The organism is Azospirillum sp. UENF 312511 (assembly GCF_058780635.1).
This window is the reverse complement of record NZ_JBSNCG010000001.1, coordinates 1,456,720-1,475,205: the sequence shown is the minus strand read 5'-3', so window position 1 is coordinate 1,475,205 and position 18,486 is coordinate 1,456,720. Positions and strand designations below refer to the sequence as shown.

Annotated in this window: 18 protein-coding genes; 5 read left to right on the top strand and 13 right to left on the bottom strand. The window is 69.8% G+C overall.

The window, feature by feature from the left end; all coding sequences use genetic code 11:
* Nucleotides 1-5: 5 nt before the first annotated feature.
* Nucleotides 6-686 (bottom strand): DsbA family protein, encoded by a 681-nt coding sequence (locus ACWPN7_RS06905; RefSeq protein ID WP_247881680.1) that lies wholly within the window; start codon nt 684-686, stop codon nt 6-8.
* A 108-nt stretch (nt 687-794) separates the two neighbouring features.
* A complete protein-coding gene (locus tag ACWPN7_RS06900) occupies nt 795-1,274 on the bottom strand; it encodes a DUF721 domain-containing protein (protein WP_014198352.1) in 480 nt (159 codons plus the stop codon).
* 142 nt (nt 1,275-1,416) lie between these two features.
* On the opposite strand from ACWPN7_RS06900, the gene mutY reads away from it, so the two are divergent.
* The 3 genes from mutY (at nt 1,417) to ACWPN7_RS06885 (ending at nt 5,957) form a co-directional block, all read left to right on the top strand.
* Nucleotides 1,417-2,499, top strand: a complete 1,083-nt coding sequence (gene mutY, locus ACWPN7_RS06895; RefSeq protein ID WP_459197181.1) for an A/G-specific adenine glycosylase — start codon at nt 1,417-1,419, stop codon at nt 2,497-2,499.
* Between the two features lie 21 nt (nt 2,500-2,520).
* Nucleotides 2,521-3,282 carry a DUF1194 domain-containing protein gene (locus ACWPN7_RS06890; protein ID WP_149649788.1) on the top strand — a complete coding sequence of 254 codons (762 nt, stop codon included), beginning with the start codon at nt 2,521-2,523 and terminating at the stop codon, nt 3,280-3,282.
* Between the two features lie 158 nt (nt 3,283-3,440).
* Complete coding sequence (locus ACWPN7_RS06885) at nt 3,441-5,957, top strand: ATP-binding protein (protein ID WP_459197182.1); 2,517 nt, start codon at nt 3,441-3,443, stop codon at nt 5,955-5,957.
* A gap of 1 nt (nt 5,958) precedes the next feature.
* Here ACWPN7_RS06885 and ACWPN7_RS06880 read toward each other — a convergent pair whose 3' ends face one another.
* The 4 genes from ACWPN7_RS06880 to ACWPN7_RS06865 all read right to left on the bottom strand — a co-directional run bounded on the left by ACWPN7_RS06880 (nt 5,959) and on the right by ACWPN7_RS06865 (nt 9,096).
* Complete coding sequence (locus tag ACWPN7_RS06880; RefSeq protein WP_040134860.1) at nt 5,959-6,342, bottom strand: dihydroneopterin aldolase; 384 nt, start codon at nt 6,340-6,342, stop codon at nt 5,959-5,961.
* A 133-nt stretch (nt 6,343-6,475) separates the two neighbouring features.
* Entirely contained in the window at nt 6,476-7,561 is a 1,086-nt protein-coding gene (locus ACWPN7_RS06875; protein WP_040134857.1) for a site-specific DNA-methyltransferase, read from the bottom strand.
* A gap of 90 nt (nt 7,562-7,651) precedes the next feature.
* Nucleotides 7,652-8,323, bottom strand: a complete 672-nt coding sequence (rnhB, locus tag ACWPN7_RS06870) for a ribonuclease HII (RefSeq protein ID WP_103039626.1) — start codon at nt 8,321-8,323, stop codon at nt 7,652-7,654.
* Nucleotides 8,320-9,096, bottom strand: coding sequence for a cyclic nucleotide-binding domain-containing protein (locus ACWPN7_RS06865; RefSeq protein ID WP_247887704.1), 777 nt, complete (start codon nt 9,094-9,096; stop codon nt 8,320-8,322). Before ACWPN7_RS06865 ends, rnhB begins: the two co-directional genes overlap by 4 nt.
* 178 nt (nt 9,097-9,274) lie before the next feature.
* On the opposite strand from ACWPN7_RS06865, the gene ACWPN7_RS06860 reads away from it, so the two are divergent.
* On the top strand, nt 9,275-9,772 hold the full coding sequence (locus tag ACWPN7_RS06860) for a YchJ family protein (RefSeq protein WP_040134853.1): 498 nt from the start codon (nt 9,275-9,277) through the stop codon (nt 9,770-9,772).
* Nucleotides 9,773-9,987: 215 nt separating this feature from the next.
* Nucleotides 9,988-10,566: a cold-shock protein gene (locus ACWPN7_RS06855; RefSeq protein ID WP_040134852.1), complete on the top strand. Its 579-nt coding sequence runs from the start codon at nt 9,988-9,990 to the stop codon at nt 10,564-10,566.
* Between the two features lie 207 nt (nt 10,567-10,773).
* On the opposite strand, the gene ACWPN7_RS06850 is transcribed toward ACWPN7_RS06855, so the two are convergent.
* From ACWPN7_RS06850 to hypA, 7 genes are all read right to left on the bottom strand, one after another.
* A complete protein-coding gene (locus tag ACWPN7_RS06850; protein ID WP_407824085.1) occupies nt 10,774-12,243 on the bottom strand; it encodes a S41 family peptidase in 1,470 nt (489 codons plus the stop codon).
* A gap of 317 nt (nt 12,244-12,560) precedes the next feature.
* Entirely contained in the window at nt 12,561-13,283 is a 723-nt protein-coding gene (locus ACWPN7_RS06845) for a sugar transferase (protein ID WP_247891973.1), read from the bottom strand.
* 174 nt (nt 13,284-13,457) lie between these two features.
* Entirely contained in the window at nt 13,458-14,504 is a 1,047-nt protein-coding gene (gene hypE, locus ACWPN7_RS06840) for a hydrogenase expression/formation protein HypE (RefSeq protein ID WP_459197183.1), read from the bottom strand.
* A gap of 16 nt (nt 14,505-14,520) precedes the next feature.
* Nucleotides 14,521-14,772, bottom strand: a complete 252-nt coding sequence (locus ACWPN7_RS06835) for a HypC/HybG/HupF family hydrogenase formation chaperone (protein ID WP_459197184.1) — start codon at nt 14,770-14,772, stop codon at nt 14,521-14,523.
* Nucleotides 14,745-17,195: a carbamoyltransferase HypF gene (locus tag ACWPN7_RS06830; protein WP_459197185.1), complete on the bottom strand. Its 2,451-nt coding sequence runs from the start codon at nt 17,193-17,195 to the stop codon at nt 14,745-14,747. The genes ACWPN7_RS06835 and ACWPN7_RS06830 overlap by 28 nt, the downstream gene beginning before the upstream one ends.
* Nucleotides 17,192-18,145 (bottom strand): hydrogenase nickel incorporation protein HypB, encoded by a 954-nt coding sequence (gene hypB, locus ACWPN7_RS06825; RefSeq protein WP_459197186.1) that lies wholly within the window; start codon nt 18,143-18,145, stop codon nt 17,192-17,194. The genes ACWPN7_RS06830 and hypB overlap by 4 nt, the downstream gene beginning before the upstream one ends.
* Nucleotides 18,145-18,486, bottom strand: a complete 342-nt coding sequence (hypA, locus tag ACWPN7_RS06820) for a hydrogenase maturation nickel metallochaperone HypA (protein ID WP_040134843.1) — start codon at nt 18,484-18,486, stop codon at nt 18,145-18,147. The genes hypB and hypA overlap by 1 nt, the downstream gene beginning before the upstream one ends.

The window sequence follows — 18,486 nt, the reverse complement described above, 5'->3', positions numbered from 1 at the left end:
GGTCCTTACTTCACCAGCTTGTCGATGGCGGCGGCGAAGGTCTCGAAGGACTGCGCGCCGCTGATGGTGGCCGCGCCCTCGTTGAGGACGAAGGTCGGGGTGGCCTCCACCTTGTACTTGTCCTGGCCGACCAGACGGCTCTGCAGGATGCCGTCGGCCAGCGCTTGGTTGGCCATGCAGGCGTTGATGACCTGCTCGCTCATGCCGGCGAGCTTGCCGTATTGGGCCAGCGCCTTGACCGGATCGGCGGCGCGGCTCCACTGGCCCTGGCTCTTGAACAGCACGTCGAGCAGCGGGTAGTAGCGCTCCGCCGGGGCGCAGCGGGCCAGCATGGAGGCGCGCAGCGCCGCCTGATCGAAGGGGAAGTCGCGGAAGATCAGCTTCGCCTTGCCGGTGTCGATGTAGGCTTCCTTGATCTTCGGCAGCGTCTCGGTGTGGAAGGCGGCGCAATGCGGGCAGGTCATCGACGAATAGTCGAGGATCGTCACCGGAGCGTTGGGGTTGCCGAGCACCCGGTCCGCCAGCAGGTCGGCGGTCGAGGGCGCCGGAGCCTGCGCCGTCTGCACGGGCGGCTGCACCGGCAGAGTCTGTCCGTTCGACGGCCGGGAGCCGGCAACGGCGAGCCCAATGATCAGCGTCATGCCGACCGCGATCAGAGCAACGATGCCCAAAAGGTTGCGGTTCACTTTGGCCTCATCCCTACCAGATGTTGATGGTATAATCGAAACTCCCCTTTTGCGGCAAGAGTATGGCCCAGCCCGAGCCGGCTCCCGCCCGAAGGGGATCGCATGATGCTAGCGGCGGCGCGGTGCCGGACGCGGGCGGGCCAGCAGCGAGCGCCCAAAGCGTTCCAGCGTGGCCCGCAATTCCTCATCCTCCACCGTCGCGGTGGTGGTCATCACCGACAGTTCCTCGTCCATGGTCAGGTCGCGCGGGCGCACCGTGGGCTTCTGTATGGTCAGCGGGGCGGCGTGGATCAGCTTGATCTTCGCCACCGCGCGGTAGCCGAAGAAGCTGTTGATCCGCTCCACGATCTGCGGTTCCAGATGCTGAAGCTCCAGCGCGATGGCGCCCATGGCGCGGATGTGCAGGACGGCGTCCTCCCGCTTGCCGCGGGGAAAGCTCAGCTTGTCGGGGGCGGTGCGCAGGCTCAACTGGTGGCCGACGATGGACGGCCAGTCGTTGATGAGCGAGCCGAAGGCCAGCCCGCGCTTGCCCAGCGCCTTTCCGGCCACCTCGGGGACGGTCTGGCCGATACGCCGCGGTCCGTTCATGTCAAGGCTTCCTGGTCGGGGCTTTCTGGTGATCGTCCGCGCACCCTAGCGCAAGCGGACCGGACTTCGCCAGCGTGCCCGCGGGTGCCCCTTTCTCGGCAGGCCTTTATCGGCGTCCCGGTTCGCCCTATGTCTTGCCGCCATGACGACGCCTCCCCACACCGCCCCAAAAAGCGCCCCCAGCGACGCCGCCCCACGGCTGCTCTCCTGGTACGATCACAACCGCCGCGACCTGCCCTGGCGCGCCAAGCCGGGGGAGGTCGCCGATCCCTACCGGGTCTGGCTGTCGGAGATCATGTTGCAGCAGACCACAGTGCCCGCCGCGGCACCCTACTTCCGCGCCTTCACGGAGCGCTGGCCGACGGTGCGCGATCTCGCGGCGGCGCCGCTGGACGATGTTCTGGTGGCCTGGGCAGGGCTCGGCTACTACGCGCGGGCGCGCAACCTGCACAAATGCGCGCAGGTGGTGGCGACTGAGCGGGCGGGGCGCTTTCCCGACAAGGAAGTGGCTCTGCTGGAGTTGCCGGGCATCGGCGCCTACACCGCGGCGGCGATCACCGCCATCGCCTTCGGCCACAAGGCGACGGTGGTGGACGGCAACGTGGAGCGGGTGATCTCCCGCGTCTTCGCCGTCGAGGAACCGCTTCCCGGCGTGAAGCCCAAGCTGCGCGCGCTGGCCGCCCTGCTGACGCCGGACGAGCGGCCCGGCGACTACGCCCAGGCGATGATGGATCTCGGCGCCACGGTCTGCACGCCGCGCAAACCGAAATGCATGCTCTGTCCCTGGTCCGACTGGTGCGCCGCCCGTGCCGCGGGCATCCAGGAGCAGCTTCCCCGCAAGGCCGCCAAGGCGGATAAGCCGACCCGGCGCGGCGTCGCCTTCTGGCTGATGAACCCCGAGGGGGCCGTGCTGCTGCGCCGCCGGGCGGAGGAGGGGTTGCTGGGCGGCATGACCGAGGTGCCCTCAACCCCCTGGGCCGGCCACGCGCCGACCGAGGCCGAGATCGCGGCGGCGGCGCCGCTGGATCGCTCCTGGCGGCGCCTGCCGGGCGTGGTCCGCCATACTTTCAGCCATTTTCACCTCGAACTTGAAGTTGTCGCGGCCACGGCCGGCGACGGCTGGCGGACGGCCGAGGGGCTGTGGGTTCCGGTGGACCGGCTGGGCGGGCAGGCTCTTCCCTCCGTCATGATGAAGGTGGTGCGTCACGCCCTGGCTCACGCGTAAACGGAAGATGGATGGAGCGAGATGAGGCGGCGGACGATCCTGGCCCTGCCGGCCTTCCTGGCCGGTGCGTGGCTTGCCGGGCCCCTGCGGGCGGAGCCGCCTCAGCGGGCGGAGGCCAAGGCGAAGAAGGGGCCGGCGCCCGCCGGGCGTCGCGTCGCCTTGGAACTGGTTCTGGCGGTGGACGGATCGGCTTCGATCACCGATGGCGATCTGGAGTTCCAGTTGCAGGGCCACGCCGCGGCCTTCCGCGATCCGGACGTCCGTGATGCGGTGACCGCGGGTGGCGTTGCGGCGACGCTGGTGGTCTTCTCCGGCCCGCACAGCCTGCGTGTCCTGGTGCCCTGGACGGCCCTGACCAACGCGGAGGAGGTGGACGCTTTCGCGACCCGGATCGACAAGGCGCCGCGCGGTTTCCAGGGCGACTCCACGGCGCTGGGCAGTGCCATCGGGGAATCGGCGAAGCTGTTCGCCGGCAACGGCTTCGACGCCGCCCGCAAGGTCATCGACATCGTGTCGAACGGCTTTTCCAACAGCGGCCCCGACCCCGCGGGAGTCCGCGACCGGGTCGAGCGGCAGGGGATCACCATCAACGCCCTGGCCATCCTCGACGAGTTTCCCTGGCTGGAAGAGTATTACCAGGAGAATGTGGTCGGCGGCATGAACTGCTTCGTAAAGACGGCGATGGACCGCAACAGTTTCGTCGAAGCGCTCCGGCAAAAGCTCATCCAGGAAATCGCCGCTCTTCCGGCCCCGCGCTCGATTATCGCAGCGGCTAATTTCTGAGCAACGGGGCGCAGCGTCTTCGAATTTTGGAAAATCGTCTGGAGGACTCGAGCCGGATCGGGCTACCTTACTCTTGCGTGCAGAACATCTGAGCGGTGCATCGCCTGGGGTGTTCTCGGTTGGGCGCTGCGCCGCGGCTGGTGCGCTGGAACGGTGGAATGGACGATCGGATGCCGGTGGAGCCGGGCGACATCGCGGTAGCGGACATCGTGGCGGCGGCCGGCGCGGCGGTTTCCGGGAGGGGCGTCGCCCACGGCGCGGCTCCCCCATCCGGCGCCGCGAAAGCCGGAGCGGACAACCGCTCCGGGCGGAAGCCCCGTCTGCAGACCGTGGCGACGACGCTGGCCGTCGCCATTGTCCTGGCGCTGGGGACGCTGACGGTGGTGGTCGGATCGGCTTTTCTCGGCATCCTCGGCCTTGCGGAGGAGGCGCGCACCGTCACCGTGCCACGCGCCGGCGCCCAGCACCGCGACGCCCTGACGGTCGCCGAATTGGGCCGGTTGGCCGAAGTGATCCTGAACGGCCGCGACCGCTCCCGCCGCGCCGCCGCCCTTGACGAGGCGGAGGCGCTTGCCGGCCGCCTGACCCGGGAGGGGGCGGGCGCCAGCGCTCGTGACCCGCTTGATCAGGCGCTGAGCGCCTTGCGGCGCGGCAACCACCACGCCGACCTGCTCGACGCGCTGTCCATCGGCATCGGCGAGCAGATGGCCGGGGTGGACGACGCGCTGGCCGACGCCACGGCACTGCTGGCGGAGCCGGACAAGGCGGTCCAGGACTATGCCTTTCTCAGCAACCTGTACCACCTGCGCCGGCTCTACGGGCAGGCTGTGGCCAGCGATGCGGCGGAGCGGCTCACGCTGGTGGACAGCGAGATCATGGGGCTGTTGCGCAACCAGCAAACCCTGCTGGACAGCCTCTCCACCATGAGGACGGGACCGGCGGTTCAGCCCAACCGCCTCGCCATCGTCCTGGACCGCTTCGCATCGGCGCGCGCGGTGACCGATCTGCAGCGGGGCCGCCTGTCCGTGCTGGCCCAGGTTCGGGCGGACGGTGACCTTGCCCATCGGCAGTTGGAGGCGCTGGCCGCCAGCCTGTCGAGCGACGGCGCCGCCAGCACGGTCGGCACGATGGACCGCATGGTCGCCGATGGCCGGCGCGGGTTGTGGGTCGGGCTGGCGGGAGGAGCGGCGGTCATCCTGCTGCTGGGCGGCGTGACGGTGTTGCTGCGCCGCCAGGTGCTGGCTCCGGTCCTGCGCCTCGGCGACACGCTGCACGCCCTGCGCGAGACCCCGCAAACGGTGGTCCTGCCGCGCGCCTCGCTGGAGGAGTTCGACCGCATCGGCGCAGCGGTGGAGCGGGTCGCCGGGGCGATGAACGCGCTGCACCGCCAGACCGCCGCGTTGCGGGCGAGCGAGGGGCGGCTGAGCGCCATCCTGCGCTCCTCGCCCTTTCCCATCGTCATCGCGCGGCGCGGCGACGGGCGCATCCTGGTCGCCAACGCCTCCGCCGCCGACCTGCTGGAGACCACCGGCGCCGCCCTGCTGGAGCGCGCGCTGCCGGATTTTCTGGAGACGACCGGCGACTGGGAGGGGTTCGCCGATGGCCTGCGCCGGCGCGGGCGGCTGCCGGAGGTCGAGGCGCGGCTGCGAACCGCGGAAAAGCGGCCCTTCTGGGGCGTGCTGTCGGCGACGGCGATGGATCACGACGGCGTGGAAGCGATGTTCGTGGCTCTGCGCGACATTTCCGCACGCAAATACGCCGAAAAGGCGATGGTCCTCGCGAAGGAGGAGGCGGAACGCGCGCTGCACGATCTTCGGCAGACCCAAAGCAGCCTTCTCCAGGCGGAGAAGCTGGCGTCGCTGGGGGCGCTGCTGGCCGGGGTGGCGCATGAGATCAGCACGCCCGTGGGAATCGGCGTGACCGCCGCCAGTCACCTGTCCGAACAGGTGCGGCAGTTCAAGGTCGACGTGGCGGATGGGCATCTTCGCCGTCGCGACCTGGACGAGTTCGTGAACCGGGTCGATGAGGGGGCTTCCATCATCCTGGGCAATCTGGAGCGCGCCTGCACGCTGGTGCAGAGCGTCAAGCAGGTGGCCGTGGACCAGACGTCGGAGGCGCGCCGGGCCTTCGAACTGCGCGGCTATCTGGACAGCGTTCTGAGCAGTCTGGCCCCACGCCTGAAGGGCACCGGGCATCGGGTGACGCTGGATTGTCCAGACGGGCTGGTCATGGACAGCTATCCGGGCGCCCTGTCGCAGGTCGTGTCGAATCTGGTCATCAACGCGCTGCTGCACGCCTTCCAGCCCGACGCGGCGGGCACCATCGCCATCGCCGTGCGCGCCGACGGTTCGCCCTCCGCCGGCGCGGCGGGCGTCGTGCTGGCGGGCGTCGTGCTGGACGTCATCGACGATGGCCGCGGCGTTCCGCCGGACCAGATCGAGCGCATCTTCGAGCCCTTCTTCACCACGCGCCGCGCCGAAGGCGGCAGCGGGCTCGGCCTGCACATCGTCCACAACATCGTTATGGGGATTCTCGGCGGGCGCATCGCCGTGGCGTCGCAGCCGGGGGGCGGCTGCCGCTTCACCATCCATCTGCCGCTGACCGCGTCACCCACGGCGCCGCCTGCGGCCTCGGCCGGCCGGGTCGCGGCGGTGCAGAAGGAGCCCGCTTGGTGATTCAGGCCCGGGCGCGTTCGATCTCGACGCCGACGCTGGCGGCGTCCGGAAACACGTCCAGCTTCTCCACCCGCACCTTGACGCTGGCGATCCGCTCGTCGGACAAGCATCGCTCGGCGATCCGCTCCGCCAGCGTTTCGATCAGGGTGACGTGACCCTGGCTGACCAGCCCTTTTACCACCGCCGCCATGTCCTCGCCGGTGACGCCGGGGGCGACGACGTCCAGGTCGAGGCTCAGGCGGATGCGCTGCGGCTTGATGCGTTCGTGGGCATAGACGCCGATCAGCGCATCCATGACCAGATCGCGCACGAAGCAACGGGTGGAAAGCGCCGCCGGGGCCGAACGGGGCGCCGGAGCCGTGACAGTGGCGAAGAGCTTGTTCATGGCGCACACGCCTATCACGCCGTCCCCGTCCTGCCAAGGCATGCGGGCGGCAATCGATGAAGGGCTCCAATGCCGAACTTGCGGGAACGGGACGGCACGGAGGGCCGCCCCGCCTCAAGTCCGGCGGTGGAGATCAGACGGGGGCTTCGGAGCGGATGCGCTCGCGCAGCACGTCGATGGGGCGGAGGTCGCCGCCGTCCTCATAGTGCCAGAAGGTCCAGCCGTTGCAGGCCGGAAGTCCGGCCATGGCGGCGCCCACCTGATGGATGGACCCGCGATGCTCGCCGCGCGGGCCGGCCCCGATCAGCGTGCCGTCGGCGCGCACGCGGGCGACCACGCGGCGGCGCAGGTCGAACAGCGACGTGCCGGGGCGCAGCAGGCCGCGCTCCACCACCCAGCCGAAGGGGATGCGCGGGGCCGACCGCTTCGGCGGCGTGTCCAGGACGGCGGCGTCGGGCGCCTCCTCCACGGCTTCGATGCGGGCGGTGGCCGCCTTGGCGTAGGTCGGGTCGCGCTCCAGCCCGATCCAGTTGCGGCCCAGCCGCTTCGCCACGGCACCCGTGGTGCCGGTGCCGAAGAAGGGGTCCAGAACCGTGTCGCCGGGGCGGGAGGAGGACAGGATGACGCGGTAGAGAAGCGATTCCGGCTTCTGCGTCGGGTGGGCCTTGCGGCCGTCCTCGTCGCGCAGGCGCTCCGCGCCGTTGCAGATCGGCAGCAGCCAGTCGCTGCGCATCTGCAAATCGTCGTTCAGCGCCTTCATCGCGTCGTAGTTGAAGCGGTAGCGGGCGTCCTTCTCGCGCGAGGCCCAGATCATGGTCTCATGCGCGTTGGCGAAGCGCGTGCCGCGGAAGTTCGGCATCGGGTTGGTCTTGCGCCACACGATGTCGTTCAGAATCCAGAAGCCCAGATTCTGCAGCGTGGCGCCGACACGGAAGATGTTGTGGTAGCTGCCGATCACCCACAACGATCCCTCGGGCTTCAGGATGCGGCGGGCCGCGGCGAGCCAGTCCCGCGTGAAGCGGTCGTAGGTCTCGAAATCCTCGAACTTGTCCCAGTCCTCTTCCACTCCGTCGACACGGGAATGGTTCGGGCGCAAGAGTTCGCCCCCCAATTGGAGGTTATAAGGCGGATCGGCAAAGACAAGGTCCACCGATTCAGCCGGCATTTCATTCATGAGGGCGATGCAATCGCCCACGAGAATTTTGTTCAGGGGGAGCATTGACGAAACCAAAACAGCGAATCAGTCGTTGCGACAATGATTCGCCGCCGAGTCGCCGTCAACTGATTTCTTGCCCCGGAATCGCGGCGGTCAGCCGGCCCGTTCGATTTGGGCGCGGACTGGTGCAAAAGTGACTCGGTGGTGGGGCGTCACGCCGTGGCGGCGCAACGCCTCCAGATGCTCCGGCGTCGGGTAGCCGGCGTTGCGGTCCCAGCCGTACTGCGGGTGAAGCTCCGCCAGCCGCATCATCTCGCGGTCGCGCGCCACCTTGGCGACGATGGAGGCCGCGGCGATCGACTGGCTGCGCCCGTCGCCCTTGACGATGGCCTCCATCAGGCAGGACAGGGCGGGCTTGAACTTGCCGTCGATCAGCGCGACGGCGGGTGGCTCGCCGGGCAGCGCCTCGTAGGCGCGTTTCATGGCCAGCAGAGTGGCCTTGTGGATGTTGAGTTTGTCGATCTCCGCCGCGGACGCCTCGGCCAGCGCGACGGCCAGGGCGTGGGCGCGGATCTCCGGCTCCAGCGCCTCGCGGGCGCGCAGGCTCAGCGCCTTGCTGTCGTTGATGGCGCGGGCCAGCGCGTCGGGCAGGCCGCCCGCCGGCAGCACCACGGCGGCGGTGACCACCGGGCCAGCGAGCGGGCCGCGCCCCACCTCGTCGATGCCGCAGACCAGCCGACCCTGGCCCAAGGCGATCTCGAAGGACAGATCGGGCTGCGGGCGGGGAACCTTGACGCGGACGGCTTTGGTGGTCTTGGGAGTCATGGAGAGTCGGTTCTTGCGGGTTCGGCGTGGTGGGGCAGGAGGCGTCCGCCGGACAGCTGCTCGATGTAGATGCGCGTCAGCGAGCGCAGGATGGGCGGCATCGTCTCGATGGCTTTGGCGAACTGGTCCTTGCGGATGATTTCGCAGACCGTGGCCTCCAGCGCAACGATGGTGGCGGCGCGCGGCCGGTTGGCGAGGAGGGCCAATTCCCCGAAGATGCGCCCCGGACCCAGCACGCCGAGGTCGGCGCCGTCGCGCTGAACGCCGACCGAGCCGGACTGGATCAGGTAGGCCGCCGTTCCCTCGTCCCCCTGGCGGAAGAAGCTGTGGCCGTGGCGGAACATGCGGCGGTCGGCCACCGTGGCGAAGGAATCGGAGGAGCGGATGGCGGCGCCGCCCTCCTGCCGCTCGGGCTGGGACAGGCCGTAGCTGCGGCGGATCGCGGCGACGAGGCTCTCCAGCAGGTAGGAGGTCAGCGGCGGGCAGCGGCCGCGCAGCGCGCGGAAGGTGTCGCGCGACAGTTCCACGGCCTCGACGGGCGTCAGGGCGCGCACCGTGGCGCTGCGCAGCCCGTCGTCCAGCAGCGCCATCTCCCCGACGATGGCGTTGGCGCCGACGGTGCCCAGGCGGCGCGGGCCGTCCGGGCCGTCCAGCAGAACCTCCAACTCGCCCGACTGGATCAGCCAGGCGCAGTCCCCGGCCTCGCCCTGGCGGATCAGCACGGTGTCGGCGGCGATGCGCCGCGTGGGAAGGTCGGCTCCGCTTCTGGTCATCACCGGTTCCATCGCTCCGGGCCGGGCGCCCCTGTTTTGTACAGGTTAGCGCGAATGCCGGTCCGGTTCAGGGGAATTTGCGGCGGCCAATTCACGCAACCAATCGAAGGCCTTGACGCTTGGCGGGGCGCGCCGGCTGCGCTATGCATGGCGCCCTCAAATCGAGAGGCCGGAAGTCATGACCACCACCGCCACCACCGAATGCCCCTGCCGCTCCGGCAAGCCCCTGGATGCCTGCTGCGGCCCCTATCTGGACGGCAGCGCGCCGGCGCCGACCGCCGAAGCGCTGATGCGGTCGCGCTATTCGGCCTTTGCCTGCGGGAAGATCGACTATCTGCAGGAGACGCTGCTGCCGGAGACCCGAGAAGACTTCGACCGCAAGGAGATCGAGACCTGGGCCGCCAACAGCCAGTGGACCGGCCTGGAAGTCCGTGCCACCGAGGCCGGACGGGCGGAGGACGAGGACGGCGTGGTCGAGTTCGTCGCCCACTTCACCATGAACGGCAAGCCGCAGAAGCATCACGAGACCAGCCGCTTCACCAAGCGGGACGGCCGCTGGTACTATGTGGACGGCACGCTGGGCGCCCGCCCGCGCAGCGGCCCCAAGGTCGGCCGGAACGATCCCTGCCCCTGCGGCAGCGGCAAGAAGTACAAGAAGTGCTGCGGTGCGGCCTGACCGTCCAAACTTGACCGGCAATCCGCCGATTCTCGCAGCAATTGCGATATTTTTGGTCGCCCGGTGACCGCCGGGCGGCCTTTGGCCGCTTTTTGGCCGAATCTTTCTTTCCGGCTCGCGCGATCTCAATTGAAAAGCGCTGCGGAACGGATCATCTTCGGGGGGCCATGTTCCGCCGGTTGGGGCATGGCCTATCACGACAGATGAGACCACGTATGTTCGACCGTCCGCAGCGCAACAGCTTCCGCGCTCCCGAGATCACCCAGCGCAACATCCGCGCCACCGTCAAGTGGTTCAACGCGACCAAGGGCTTCGGCTTCGTCACGCCCGAAGACGGCTCGCCGGATGCCTTCCTGCATTCCACGGTTCTGCAGTTCTGCGGACACGACAGCCTGCCCGAGGGTGCCACCATCACCTGTGACCTGTCCCGCGGCCCGAAGGGCCCGCAGGTCGCCACCATCCACGACGTCGACACCTCGACCGCCAGCGAGTCCCCGCGCCCGGCGGCGCGCGCTCCGCGCAGCGACAGCTACGGCGGCGGCTACGGCGGTGGCGGCAGCTACGGCGGTGGCGCCGGCGGCGCCGAGGAGACGGTCGACGGCACCGTGAAGTGGTTCAACGTGTCGAAGGGCTTCGGCTTCATCGCCCCGTCCACCGGCGGCAAGGACATCTTCGTCCACATCCGCGCTCTGGAGCGTTCGGGCCTGGACGTGCTCGCCGACGGCGAGCAGGTGCGGGTCACCGTCCGCCAGGGCGTCAAGGGTCCGGAAGCGCAGCGCGTCGAAGTGGTCTGACGTCGAACAGCCGGGTGTGAGGGGGCGGGGCGGACCCATCCCCACACGTCCGGTCGCGGAAGCAGCACCATTCCCATCACCGTCACGATCCGCCCATAGGGTCTGAAACGGTGCGTGGGGCACAAAGAAAAAGCCCGCCGTTCCATTGGAGCGGCGGGTTTTTTTGTTGGGCATCGTTGAATGGGGCGGGGTTGAAAGGGGCGGGGCTTACGGCCGCCCGATCAATGTGCCCATCAGGCGGGTGCGGATGGCGGCGACGGCGCAGTCCAGTGGGCGGTCGGCGTCGGGCTTCGACGGGGCGGCGGCCACGTCCGGGCACAGATCCTCAATCTGCCAAGCGCGCGGCGGTGGCGGCGGAGTGGCGTGCGGGTCGCAGGTCGCCGGGTCGGGATGCGTTTCCTCGCTGTTGTCGTTGGCCGGCTTGATCTCCAGGTTCGGCGACACGCCGAAGCAGTCGACCAGCCCGCCCGATGGGCGGAAGTAGCGGGCCGTGGTCAGGCGGATGCCGATGTCGCCGGACAGCGACGAGATGGTCTGCACCGAGCCCTTGCCGTAGCTGCGCGTGCCGAACAGCAGCGCCCGGCTGTGGTCCTGAAGGGCGCCCGCGACGATCTCCGACGCCGAGGCTGATCCGCTGTTGATCAGCAGGACGATGGGCAGCCCGGCCAGCAGGTCGCCCGGCGTGCCGGTGTAGCGGCGGTTCTCGTCCGGGTCACGGCCGCGCACCGACACGATGTCCACCGCTTCCAGGAAGCGGTCGGCGACGTTCACCGCCTGATCGAGCAGGCCGCCGGGGTTGTTGCGCAGATCCAGCACCGCTCCGGCCAGCCGGCCATGGGCCTGCCGGCGCATCTCCTCCACCGCATCGTCCAGGGCGTGGGAGGTCTGCTGGTTGAAGGCGGCGATGCGGATGTAGGCGACGTCGCCCTCCAGCCGGTAGCGCACGGGCTGGATCTTCACGATGGCGCGGGTCAGCGACACGCGAAACGGCGCGTCGGGACCGCTGTTGCCGCTGTTCCCGCTGCCGCTGCCGCTGCCGCTGCCGTTGCGGCGCATGGTCAGGGCGACCGAGGTGCCGACCGGGCCGCGCATGCGTGCCACCGCGTCGCGCAGGTTCATGCCCTTGACCTGCGCCTCGTCGATGCGGGCGATCAGGTCGCCGGTGCGCAGTCCGGCGCGGGCGGCGGGGGAGCCGTCGATGGGGGACACGACGCGGATCAGGCCGCTGTCCTCGTCCATCGTCACCTCGATGCCCAGCCCGCCGAACTCGCCCTGGGTCTGCTCCCGCATGTAGCGGAAATGCTCCGAGTCGAGAAAGGCCGAGTAAGGGTCGAGGGAGGTCAGCATCGCGTCCAGAGCCGCCTCGGTCAGCGCCCGGTCGGTCGCCCCCGGCTCCTCCTTCTTCTTCTTCTGGAGGCCGGCGACGGCCTTTTCGACCAGAACCTGCGGCGTGCCCGGCTTCACATGTTCGGCCAGCACGCGGCGCAGGACGTCGGAGAAGAGGAGATAGTTGCGGTCCGCCGGGGAGGGGAGGCTGGAGGTGCCCTTGGCCTTCGCGAATTCCTGCCGGTAATGGTCCAGCGCGATGCTGGTGTCCGCGCGGGAGGCGGGCACAACCGCGCAGGCGGGTCCCATCGCCACCATCAGCAGCAACAGCGCCGCCAGCAGTTTCGCCATCCTGCGCCCCTCTTGACTGACCGGCCCGGCCGGCGGAATCAAAGCCATCAACGCGACTGCAAGCCTTATTGTACCAGGGGTTTTGCCTGCCGGACGCCCAAGGCCGGTGCATATGTGCGTTTGTACAGCGGAACATGGCCTTCCGGCCGGTCCCGCCGGTCGTCCATTCGCAACCTAGCACGTTGACCGGGCAATCTCAAATCCTGCCCCCTGGTGCCGCGGGACCCGTCGCCTCGCGCTGGATAGGATGTATGTCTCCACCCGTCGCGCCGCCACTCTCCGGGCGGGGGAGAGCGCCGGCGCGGGGATTCTACGCCTTAATAGGCACCTTTTCCGCTGAGCATCACGCCGACCGTGCGCAGCAGGATGCGGATGTCGCCCCACAGGCTCCAGCCCAGCAGATAGGCGGTGTCGAGCTGGACCCGCCGGCCATAGTCCACGTCGTTGCGGCCGCTGACCTGCCACAGCCCGGTCAGGCCGGGGCGGCAGCGCGTGTAGAAGGGGAAGCAGACGTGGTAGCGCGCCACCTCCTCCTGCACGATGGGGCGCGGGCCGACCAGGCTCATGTCGCCGGTCAGGACGTTGAAGAGCTGCGGCAGCTCGTCCAGGCTGGTGCGGCGCAGGAAACGGCCGATCCAGGTGATGCGGGGATCATTGCGCAGCTTGCGCGTGGCCTCCCACTCGGCGCGGGCCTCCGGGTCGGATTCGATCAGCTTCTCGAAGACCTCCGGCGCGTTGACCACCATGGAGCGGAATTTCAAGCAGGTGAAGTCGCGGCCCTCCGTCCCGATGCGCCGGTGGCCGAACACCGCAGGGCCGCCGTCCAGCGTGATCAGAAGCCCGACGATCAGCATCAGCGGTCCGAAGAACAGAATCAGCCCGACCGACCCCACGAGGTCGAAGGCCCGTTTCACCCGGTTGCGATGCAGCGGTGCCGTGGCCGGCAAGCGCGCGACCAGCTCCGCGGCGGACGCCGTGCCGGCGAGCGTCGCCGGCTCCAGCGGTGCAGCACCCAACTGGATGGACTGCGGAATACCCATCGATCCCCCGTACTCACAATTCGGCTGGCGGAAACACGACCGCCTTCCGGGGGAGGCAACGCGTGAGGCGCGTCCGGGGTCCCCCGGCTGGGCCGATCCGCCGCAGTTCCATTGCGGTACGCCGGGTGGCGGGGCCGGGGCTGGCGGGGTGCCTCTTTCGGTGGAAGCGAAGGCTCAGCAGATGCGGGGAAGCTGCTCGCCGGACAGCCAATCGACGATGCGCTTGCCGCCGAAGCGCGTCTCCATCTGCACGAAACGGTGCGAGTCCTCGATCACGGTCCCGATGATGGCGGCCTCGGCGCCCAGCGGATGGGCGCGCATGGCTGCCAACAGGCGGTCCGCGTCCTCTGCCGCGCAGATGGCGATCAGCTTGCCCTCGTTGGCGACGTACAGCGGATCGAGCCCGAGCAGTTCGCAGGCCGCCGCGACCTCCGCCTTCAGCGGGATGTCAGCCTCGCGCAGCAGCATGCCGACTCCCGACTGGTGGGCGATCTCGTTCAGCGTCGTCGCCAGACCGCCGCGGGTCGGGTCCCGCAGCACATGGACGTCCGGCACCGCCGCGACCATGTCGGCGACCAGCCCGTGCAGCGCTGCGCTGTCCGACCGGATGTCCGTCTCGAAGCTCAGATTCTCGCGGGTGGACATGATGGCGACGCCGTGGTCACCCATGGTGCCGCTGACCAGGATCGCGTCGCCGGGCCGCGCCCGCTCGCCGGACGGGGCGACGCCGGGGGGCACCACGCCGATGCCGGTGGTGGTGATGAAGACGCCGTCGCCCTTGCCCCGCTCCACCACCTTGGTGTCGCCGGTCACGATGGACACGCCGGCCTCGCGCGCGGCGTGGGCCATGCTCTCCACCAGCCGCTTCAGGTCGGCCAGCGGAAATCCTTCCTCCAGGATGAAGCCGGCGGTCAGATAGAGCGGCACCGCCCCGGCCATGGCAACGTCGTTCACCGTGCCGTGCACGGCCAGCGACCCGATGTCGCCGCCAGGAAAGAACAGGGGCGAGACGACGAAGCCGTCGGTCGTCACCACCATGCGCCCGGCGGGCGGGTCGAAGGCCGCCTGATCGTTGCCCTGGTCGAGCAGGGGATTGGCGAAGGCGGCGGCGAACAGTTCCCGCACCAGCTGGGCCATGGCCTTGCCGCCCGATCCGTGGCTCATGTCCACGGCGCCGCGGGCGAGATCGAGCTTGCGGGTGAAGAGGCGGCGGTCGGTCATGGCGGGGTCCACAAAGTCAGGCGGCGTCGGAAGCGGGCGGCAAGGCGCCGATGCCAGTGCCGGTTTCGGCGAGCAGGGCAAGCGTGCGCTCCGCCTCCTCCGGGTCGAGCTTGGACAGGGCGTAGCCGACATGGACGATCACGTAGTCGCCCACCGCCACCCCTTCGACCAGCGCCAGGGAGCAGGCGACCTTCACCCCGCCGAGGCTGACGGTGGCGCGGTCGTCCTCCAGAAGCTCGATCACGCGGGCGGGAACGGCGAGGCACATGGGAGCGGTCCTTCCTCAAGCAAACTCTGCACGGCGATCCAGGCCTGTCCCAGGCTCAGCCCGCCGTCGTTGACCGGCGCCCGGCGCGGCAGCAGCGCGGTGACGCCGCGCGCCGCGAAGCCGGCGCTCAGCCCCTCCGCCAGGACGGCGTTCATCAGGCAGCCGCCGGACAGGACGACGCGGTCGAGACCGCGCGCCGCCAGTTCAGGCATGGCCCACGCGACCAGCGCCGCCGCCAGGGTTCCATGGAACCGCTCCGCCCCTTCCTGCGCATTGATCTGCAACAAACTTTCGAGAAGGGGCGTGAGGTCCAGCACGCCGCCGTCGATCCGCCAGCCCCCCTCCAGCACCGTGGGGCGGCGCACCAGCGATTCCAGGGCCATCGGAGCCTCGCCTTCAAAGCCGGCGCCCCCGGGGTTGAAGGCACGGACTCCCAGCAGCCCGCAGGCGGCGTCGAACCAGCGCCCGCAGGAACTGGTCGGCGGGGCGTTGACGCCGGCCTCGATCATCCGCCGCACGCCTTCGGCCGGGCCACAGGCGGCGAAGCGCCCGGCGATCTCCGCGCCGCGCCCCATGCGGGCCAGCGCCGCCGCCGCCATGCGCCAGGGCTGACGCGCCGCCACGTCGCCGCCCGGCTGGGCCAGCGGCGCCAGATGGCCGAGGCGCGTGAAGCCGGCGCCGTCCACCAGCAGCATCTCTCCGCCCCAGGACCCACCGTCCGCCCCCAGCCCGAACCCGTCCAGCGCCAGTCCGAGCGCCGGGCCCTTCCCGCCCTGTTCGGCCAGCACCGCGGCGATGTGGGCGTGGTGGTGCTGCACCGGCAGCGTGGGCAGGCCGAGCGATTCGGCGAAGCGGGTGCTCTGGAAATCGGGGTGGAGGTCGTGGGCGATGGCCACCGGCTCCACCGCCAGGATGCGGCGCAGATGGGCGACGCTCTCCTCCAGGAACTCCAGGGTCGCGGCGTTGTCGAGGTCGCCGATGTGCTGGCTGAGGAAGGCTTCGTCGCCGCGGGTCAGGCAGACGGTGGCCTTCTGGTGCCCGCCGACCGCCAGCACCGGCGGTCCGGAGCGCGGCAGACGGATGGGGGCCGGCACATGGCCGCGCCCCCGCCGCAGGAAAGCCGGCGCGCCCGCCACCACCCGCATCACGCTGTCGTCGGCGCGGATCAGGATGTCGCGGTCATGGTCGACGATCAGGTCGGCGATGCCCGCCAGCCGTTGCCGCGCCTCGTCGTTGCCGATGGCGAGCGGTTCGCCGCCGGGGTTGGCGGAGGTCATGACCAGGGTGAGGTCCTGCGGCCGCTCCAGCCACGCCGTGCCGTCCGGGCGCCCGGCGGCCTCGTGGAACAGCAGATGATGGATCGGCGTGTAGGGCAGCATGATCCCCAGCCAGGCGAGGCCGGGGGCGATGGCGTCGGGAAGTGTCGAAGAGGATGACGCTTGCCCCCTCCCTAACCCTCCCCCGCTTCGCAGGGGAGGGGATAAAGCTCCCTCTCCTGCGAAGCTCTCGCGCAAACCAAAGGTTTGCGCTGACGCGGCAGGCGGACCTCCGGTCCGCCGAGAGCGGGGGAGGGAAGGGGCCCGCGAAGCGGGAAGGGTGGGGGCTTCACGCCGCCGCAACAGCACCACCGGCCGCGCCACCCCCTCCAGCAACGCCCGCTCCGCCGCTTCCATCTCCACGAACCGCTCCGCGGACGCAACGTTGGCGACCATCAAGGCGAAGGGCTTGCCGTTGCGCTGCTTGCGGGCGCGCAGCCGCTCCACCGCCGCCGCGTCGAACGCGTCGCAGGCGAGGTGGAAGCCGCCCAGCCCCTTGATGGCGACGATCCGGCCGCCACGCAGCGCGGCCAGCACCTCCGCGATGGAGTGGGACAGGCGGGGGCCGCAGGATGGGCAGGCGGTCGGCTGGGCGTGGAAGCGGCGGTCGGCGGGGTCGGCGTATTCGGCGGCGCAGTCCGGGCAGAGGGGAAAGCCCGCCATGGCGGTCTGCGGCCGGTCGTAGGGCAGGGCGCGCGTGATGGTGAAGCGCGGCCCGCAATGGGTGCAGTTGAGGAAAGGATAGCGGTAGCGCCGGTCCGCCGGGTCGAACAGTTCGGCCAGACAGGCCGGGCAGACGGCGGCGTCAGGGGCGATCCCGGTGGTCACCGCTCCGCGCTGCGAGGCCAGGATGGCGAAGCCCGTCTCATCGGGTTGAGCGGGAATCGCGTCCGTTTCGATCGCGTCGATCCGCGCCAGCGGCGGGGCGTCCTCCGCGAGCGCCGCCAAAAAGCGCTCCAGAGCATCGCCCTGCACCTCCGCCAGCACCCCGGCCCCGTCGTTCAGCACCCAGCCGGTCAGGGCGAGGCGGTGCGCCAGCCCATGCAGGAAGGGCCGGAAGCCGACCCCCTGCACCTGCCCGCGAACCCGGAGGCGAAGCCGTTTCACCGCGCGGCGACCGCCTTGGCAAGCCCCTCCGCGATCCAGCCGTACCAGTCCTCAAGCCCCTGACCGGTGGTCGCGGATACCTCGATCACGCGCAGGTCGGGCTTGAGTTGCCGGGCGTAGGCGATCATGCGCGCCACGTCGAAGGTCAGGTGCGGCAGCAGATCGATCTTGTTGACCAGCAGCAGGTCGGCGCCGGCGAACATCGCCGGGTACTTCAGGGGCTTGTCCTCCCCCTCCGTCACCGAGAGCACGACGACCTTGTGCGCCTCGCCGAGGTCGAAGCCGGCCGGGCAGACGAGGTTGCCGACATTCTCGATGAACAGGACGCTGCCCGTCTCCACCGGCAGGCGCCCCACCGCCTGGGTGACCATCTGGGCGTCGAGATGGCAGCCCCTGCCGGTGTTGACCTGGATGGCCGGCGTGCCGGTGGCGCGGATGCGGTCGGCATCGAAGGAGGTCTGCTGGTCGCCCTCGATCACCGCCATCGGGAACCGGCCCTTCAGGTCGGTCAACGTGCAGGTCAACAGGGTCGTCTTGCCCGAACCGGGGCTGGACATCAGGTTCAGCACGAACACGCCCTTCGCCGCGAACAGCTGGCGGTTCACCGCGGCGAAGCTGTCGTTCTTGGCGAGGATGTCCTGTTCGATGGCGATCAGACGGGTCTGCGACATGCCCGGCACCTCCGTCCCCGCCGGACCGCGGCCGAGGTCGATGGTCCCGTGGTCATGCCCGTGCCCATGCCCATGCCCATGCCCATGGTCGTCGCCGTGGGTGTGCCGGTAGACCTTGCCGTCCGGGCCGACATGCTCGTGGCTGTGGTCGTGATGATGGTGGTGGTCATGGTCGTGATCGTGAGGATGGTCATGGCCATGGTGGTGATGATGATGGCCGTGCGCGTGGCCGGCCTCGATTTTCGTTTCGCCTTCGGCGCAGCCGCAGACCGTGCACATCACTCCACCTCCAGTTCCTTGACGCGCATTTCCTCGCCGCCGGTCACCATGAGCTGGTGTCCGTCGCATTCGGGGCAGGAGGCCGACCGCTCGGGCAGCGGGACCGGCTTCTCGCAGGACAGGCAGAAGGCCTGACCGGGCGGGCGTTCGATGTCCAGCACGGCGCCCTCCGCGATGGTGCCGCGGCTGACCGCGTCGAAGCCGAAGGCGATGGCCTGCGGTTCGACGTGGGACAGGGTGCCGATGACCAGACGCACCATTTTCACCTTTGCGAATCCCTGGGCCGCCGCCTGATCGCGGATCACATCGATGATGCCCTGGCTGAGCGCCAGTTCGTGCAT

What these genes read in the sequence shown, in the direction of transcription:
- mutY (WP_459197181.1), top strand. Translation starts at nt 1,417, where the DNA reads ATGACGACGCCTCCCCACACCGCCCCAAAAAGCGCCCCCAGCGACGCC.
- ACWPN7_RS06845 (WP_247891973.1), bottom strand. Translation starts at nt 13,283, where the DNA reads ATGGGTATTCCGCAGTCCATCCAGTTGGGTGCTGCACCGCTGGAGCCG.
- ACWPN7_RS06865 (WP_247887704.1), bottom strand. Translation starts at nt 9,096, where the DNA reads ATGACCAGAAGCGGAGCCGACCTTCCCACGCGGCGCATCGCCGCCGAC.
- rnhB (WP_103039626.1), bottom strand. Translation starts at nt 8,323, where the DNA reads ATGACTCCCAAGACCACCAAAGCCGTCCGCGTCAAGGTTCCCCGCCCG.
- hypA (WP_040134843.1), bottom strand. Translation starts at nt 18,486, where the DNA reads ATGCACGAACTGGCGCTCAGCCAGGGCATCATCGATGTGATCCGCGAT.
- hypB (WP_459197186.1), bottom strand. Translation starts at nt 18,145, where the DNA reads ATGTGCACGGTCTGCGGCTGCGCCGAAGGCGAAACGAAAATCGAGGCC.
- ACWPN7_RS06875 (WP_040134857.1), bottom strand. Translation starts at nt 7,561, where the DNA reads ATGCTCCCCCTGAACAAAATTCTCGTGGGCGATTGCATCGCCCTCATG.
- ACWPN7_RS06850 (WP_407824085.1), bottom strand. Translation starts at nt 12,243, where the DNA reads ATGGCGAAACTGCTGGCGGCGCTGTTGCTGCTGATGGTGGCGATGGGA.
- ACWPN7_RS06880 (WP_040134860.1), bottom strand. Translation starts at nt 6,342, where the DNA reads ATGAACAAGCTCTTCGCCACTGTCACGGCTCCGGCGCCCCGTTCGGCC.
- hypE (WP_459197183.1), bottom strand. Translation starts at nt 14,504, where the DNA reads ATGACCGACCGCCGCCTCTTCACCCGCAAGCTCGATCTCGCCCGCGGC.
- ACWPN7_RS06860 (WP_040134853.1), top strand. Translation starts at nt 9,275, where the DNA reads ATGACCACCACCGCCACCACCGAATGCCCCTGCCGCTCCGGCAAGCCC.
- ACWPN7_RS06900 (WP_014198352.1), bottom strand. Translation starts at nt 1,274, where the DNA reads ATGAACGGACCGCGGCGTATCGGCCAGACCGTCCCCGAGGTGGCCGGA.
- ACWPN7_RS06855 (WP_040134852.1), top strand. Translation starts at nt 9,988, where the DNA reads ATGTTCGACCGTCCGCAGCGCAACAGCTTCCGCGCTCCCGAGATCACC.
- ACWPN7_RS06890 (WP_149649788.1), top strand. Translation starts at nt 2,521, where the DNA reads ATGAGGCGGCGGACGATCCTGGCCCTGCCGGCCTTCCTGGCCGGTGCG.
- ACWPN7_RS06835 (WP_459197184.1), bottom strand. Translation starts at nt 14,772, where the DNA reads ATGTGCCTCGCCGTTCCCGCCCGCGTGATCGAGCTTCTGGAGGACGAC.
- ACWPN7_RS06885 (WP_459197182.1), top strand. Translation starts at nt 3,441, where the DNA reads ATGGACGATCGGATGCCGGTGGAGCCGGGCGACATCGCGGTAGCGGAC.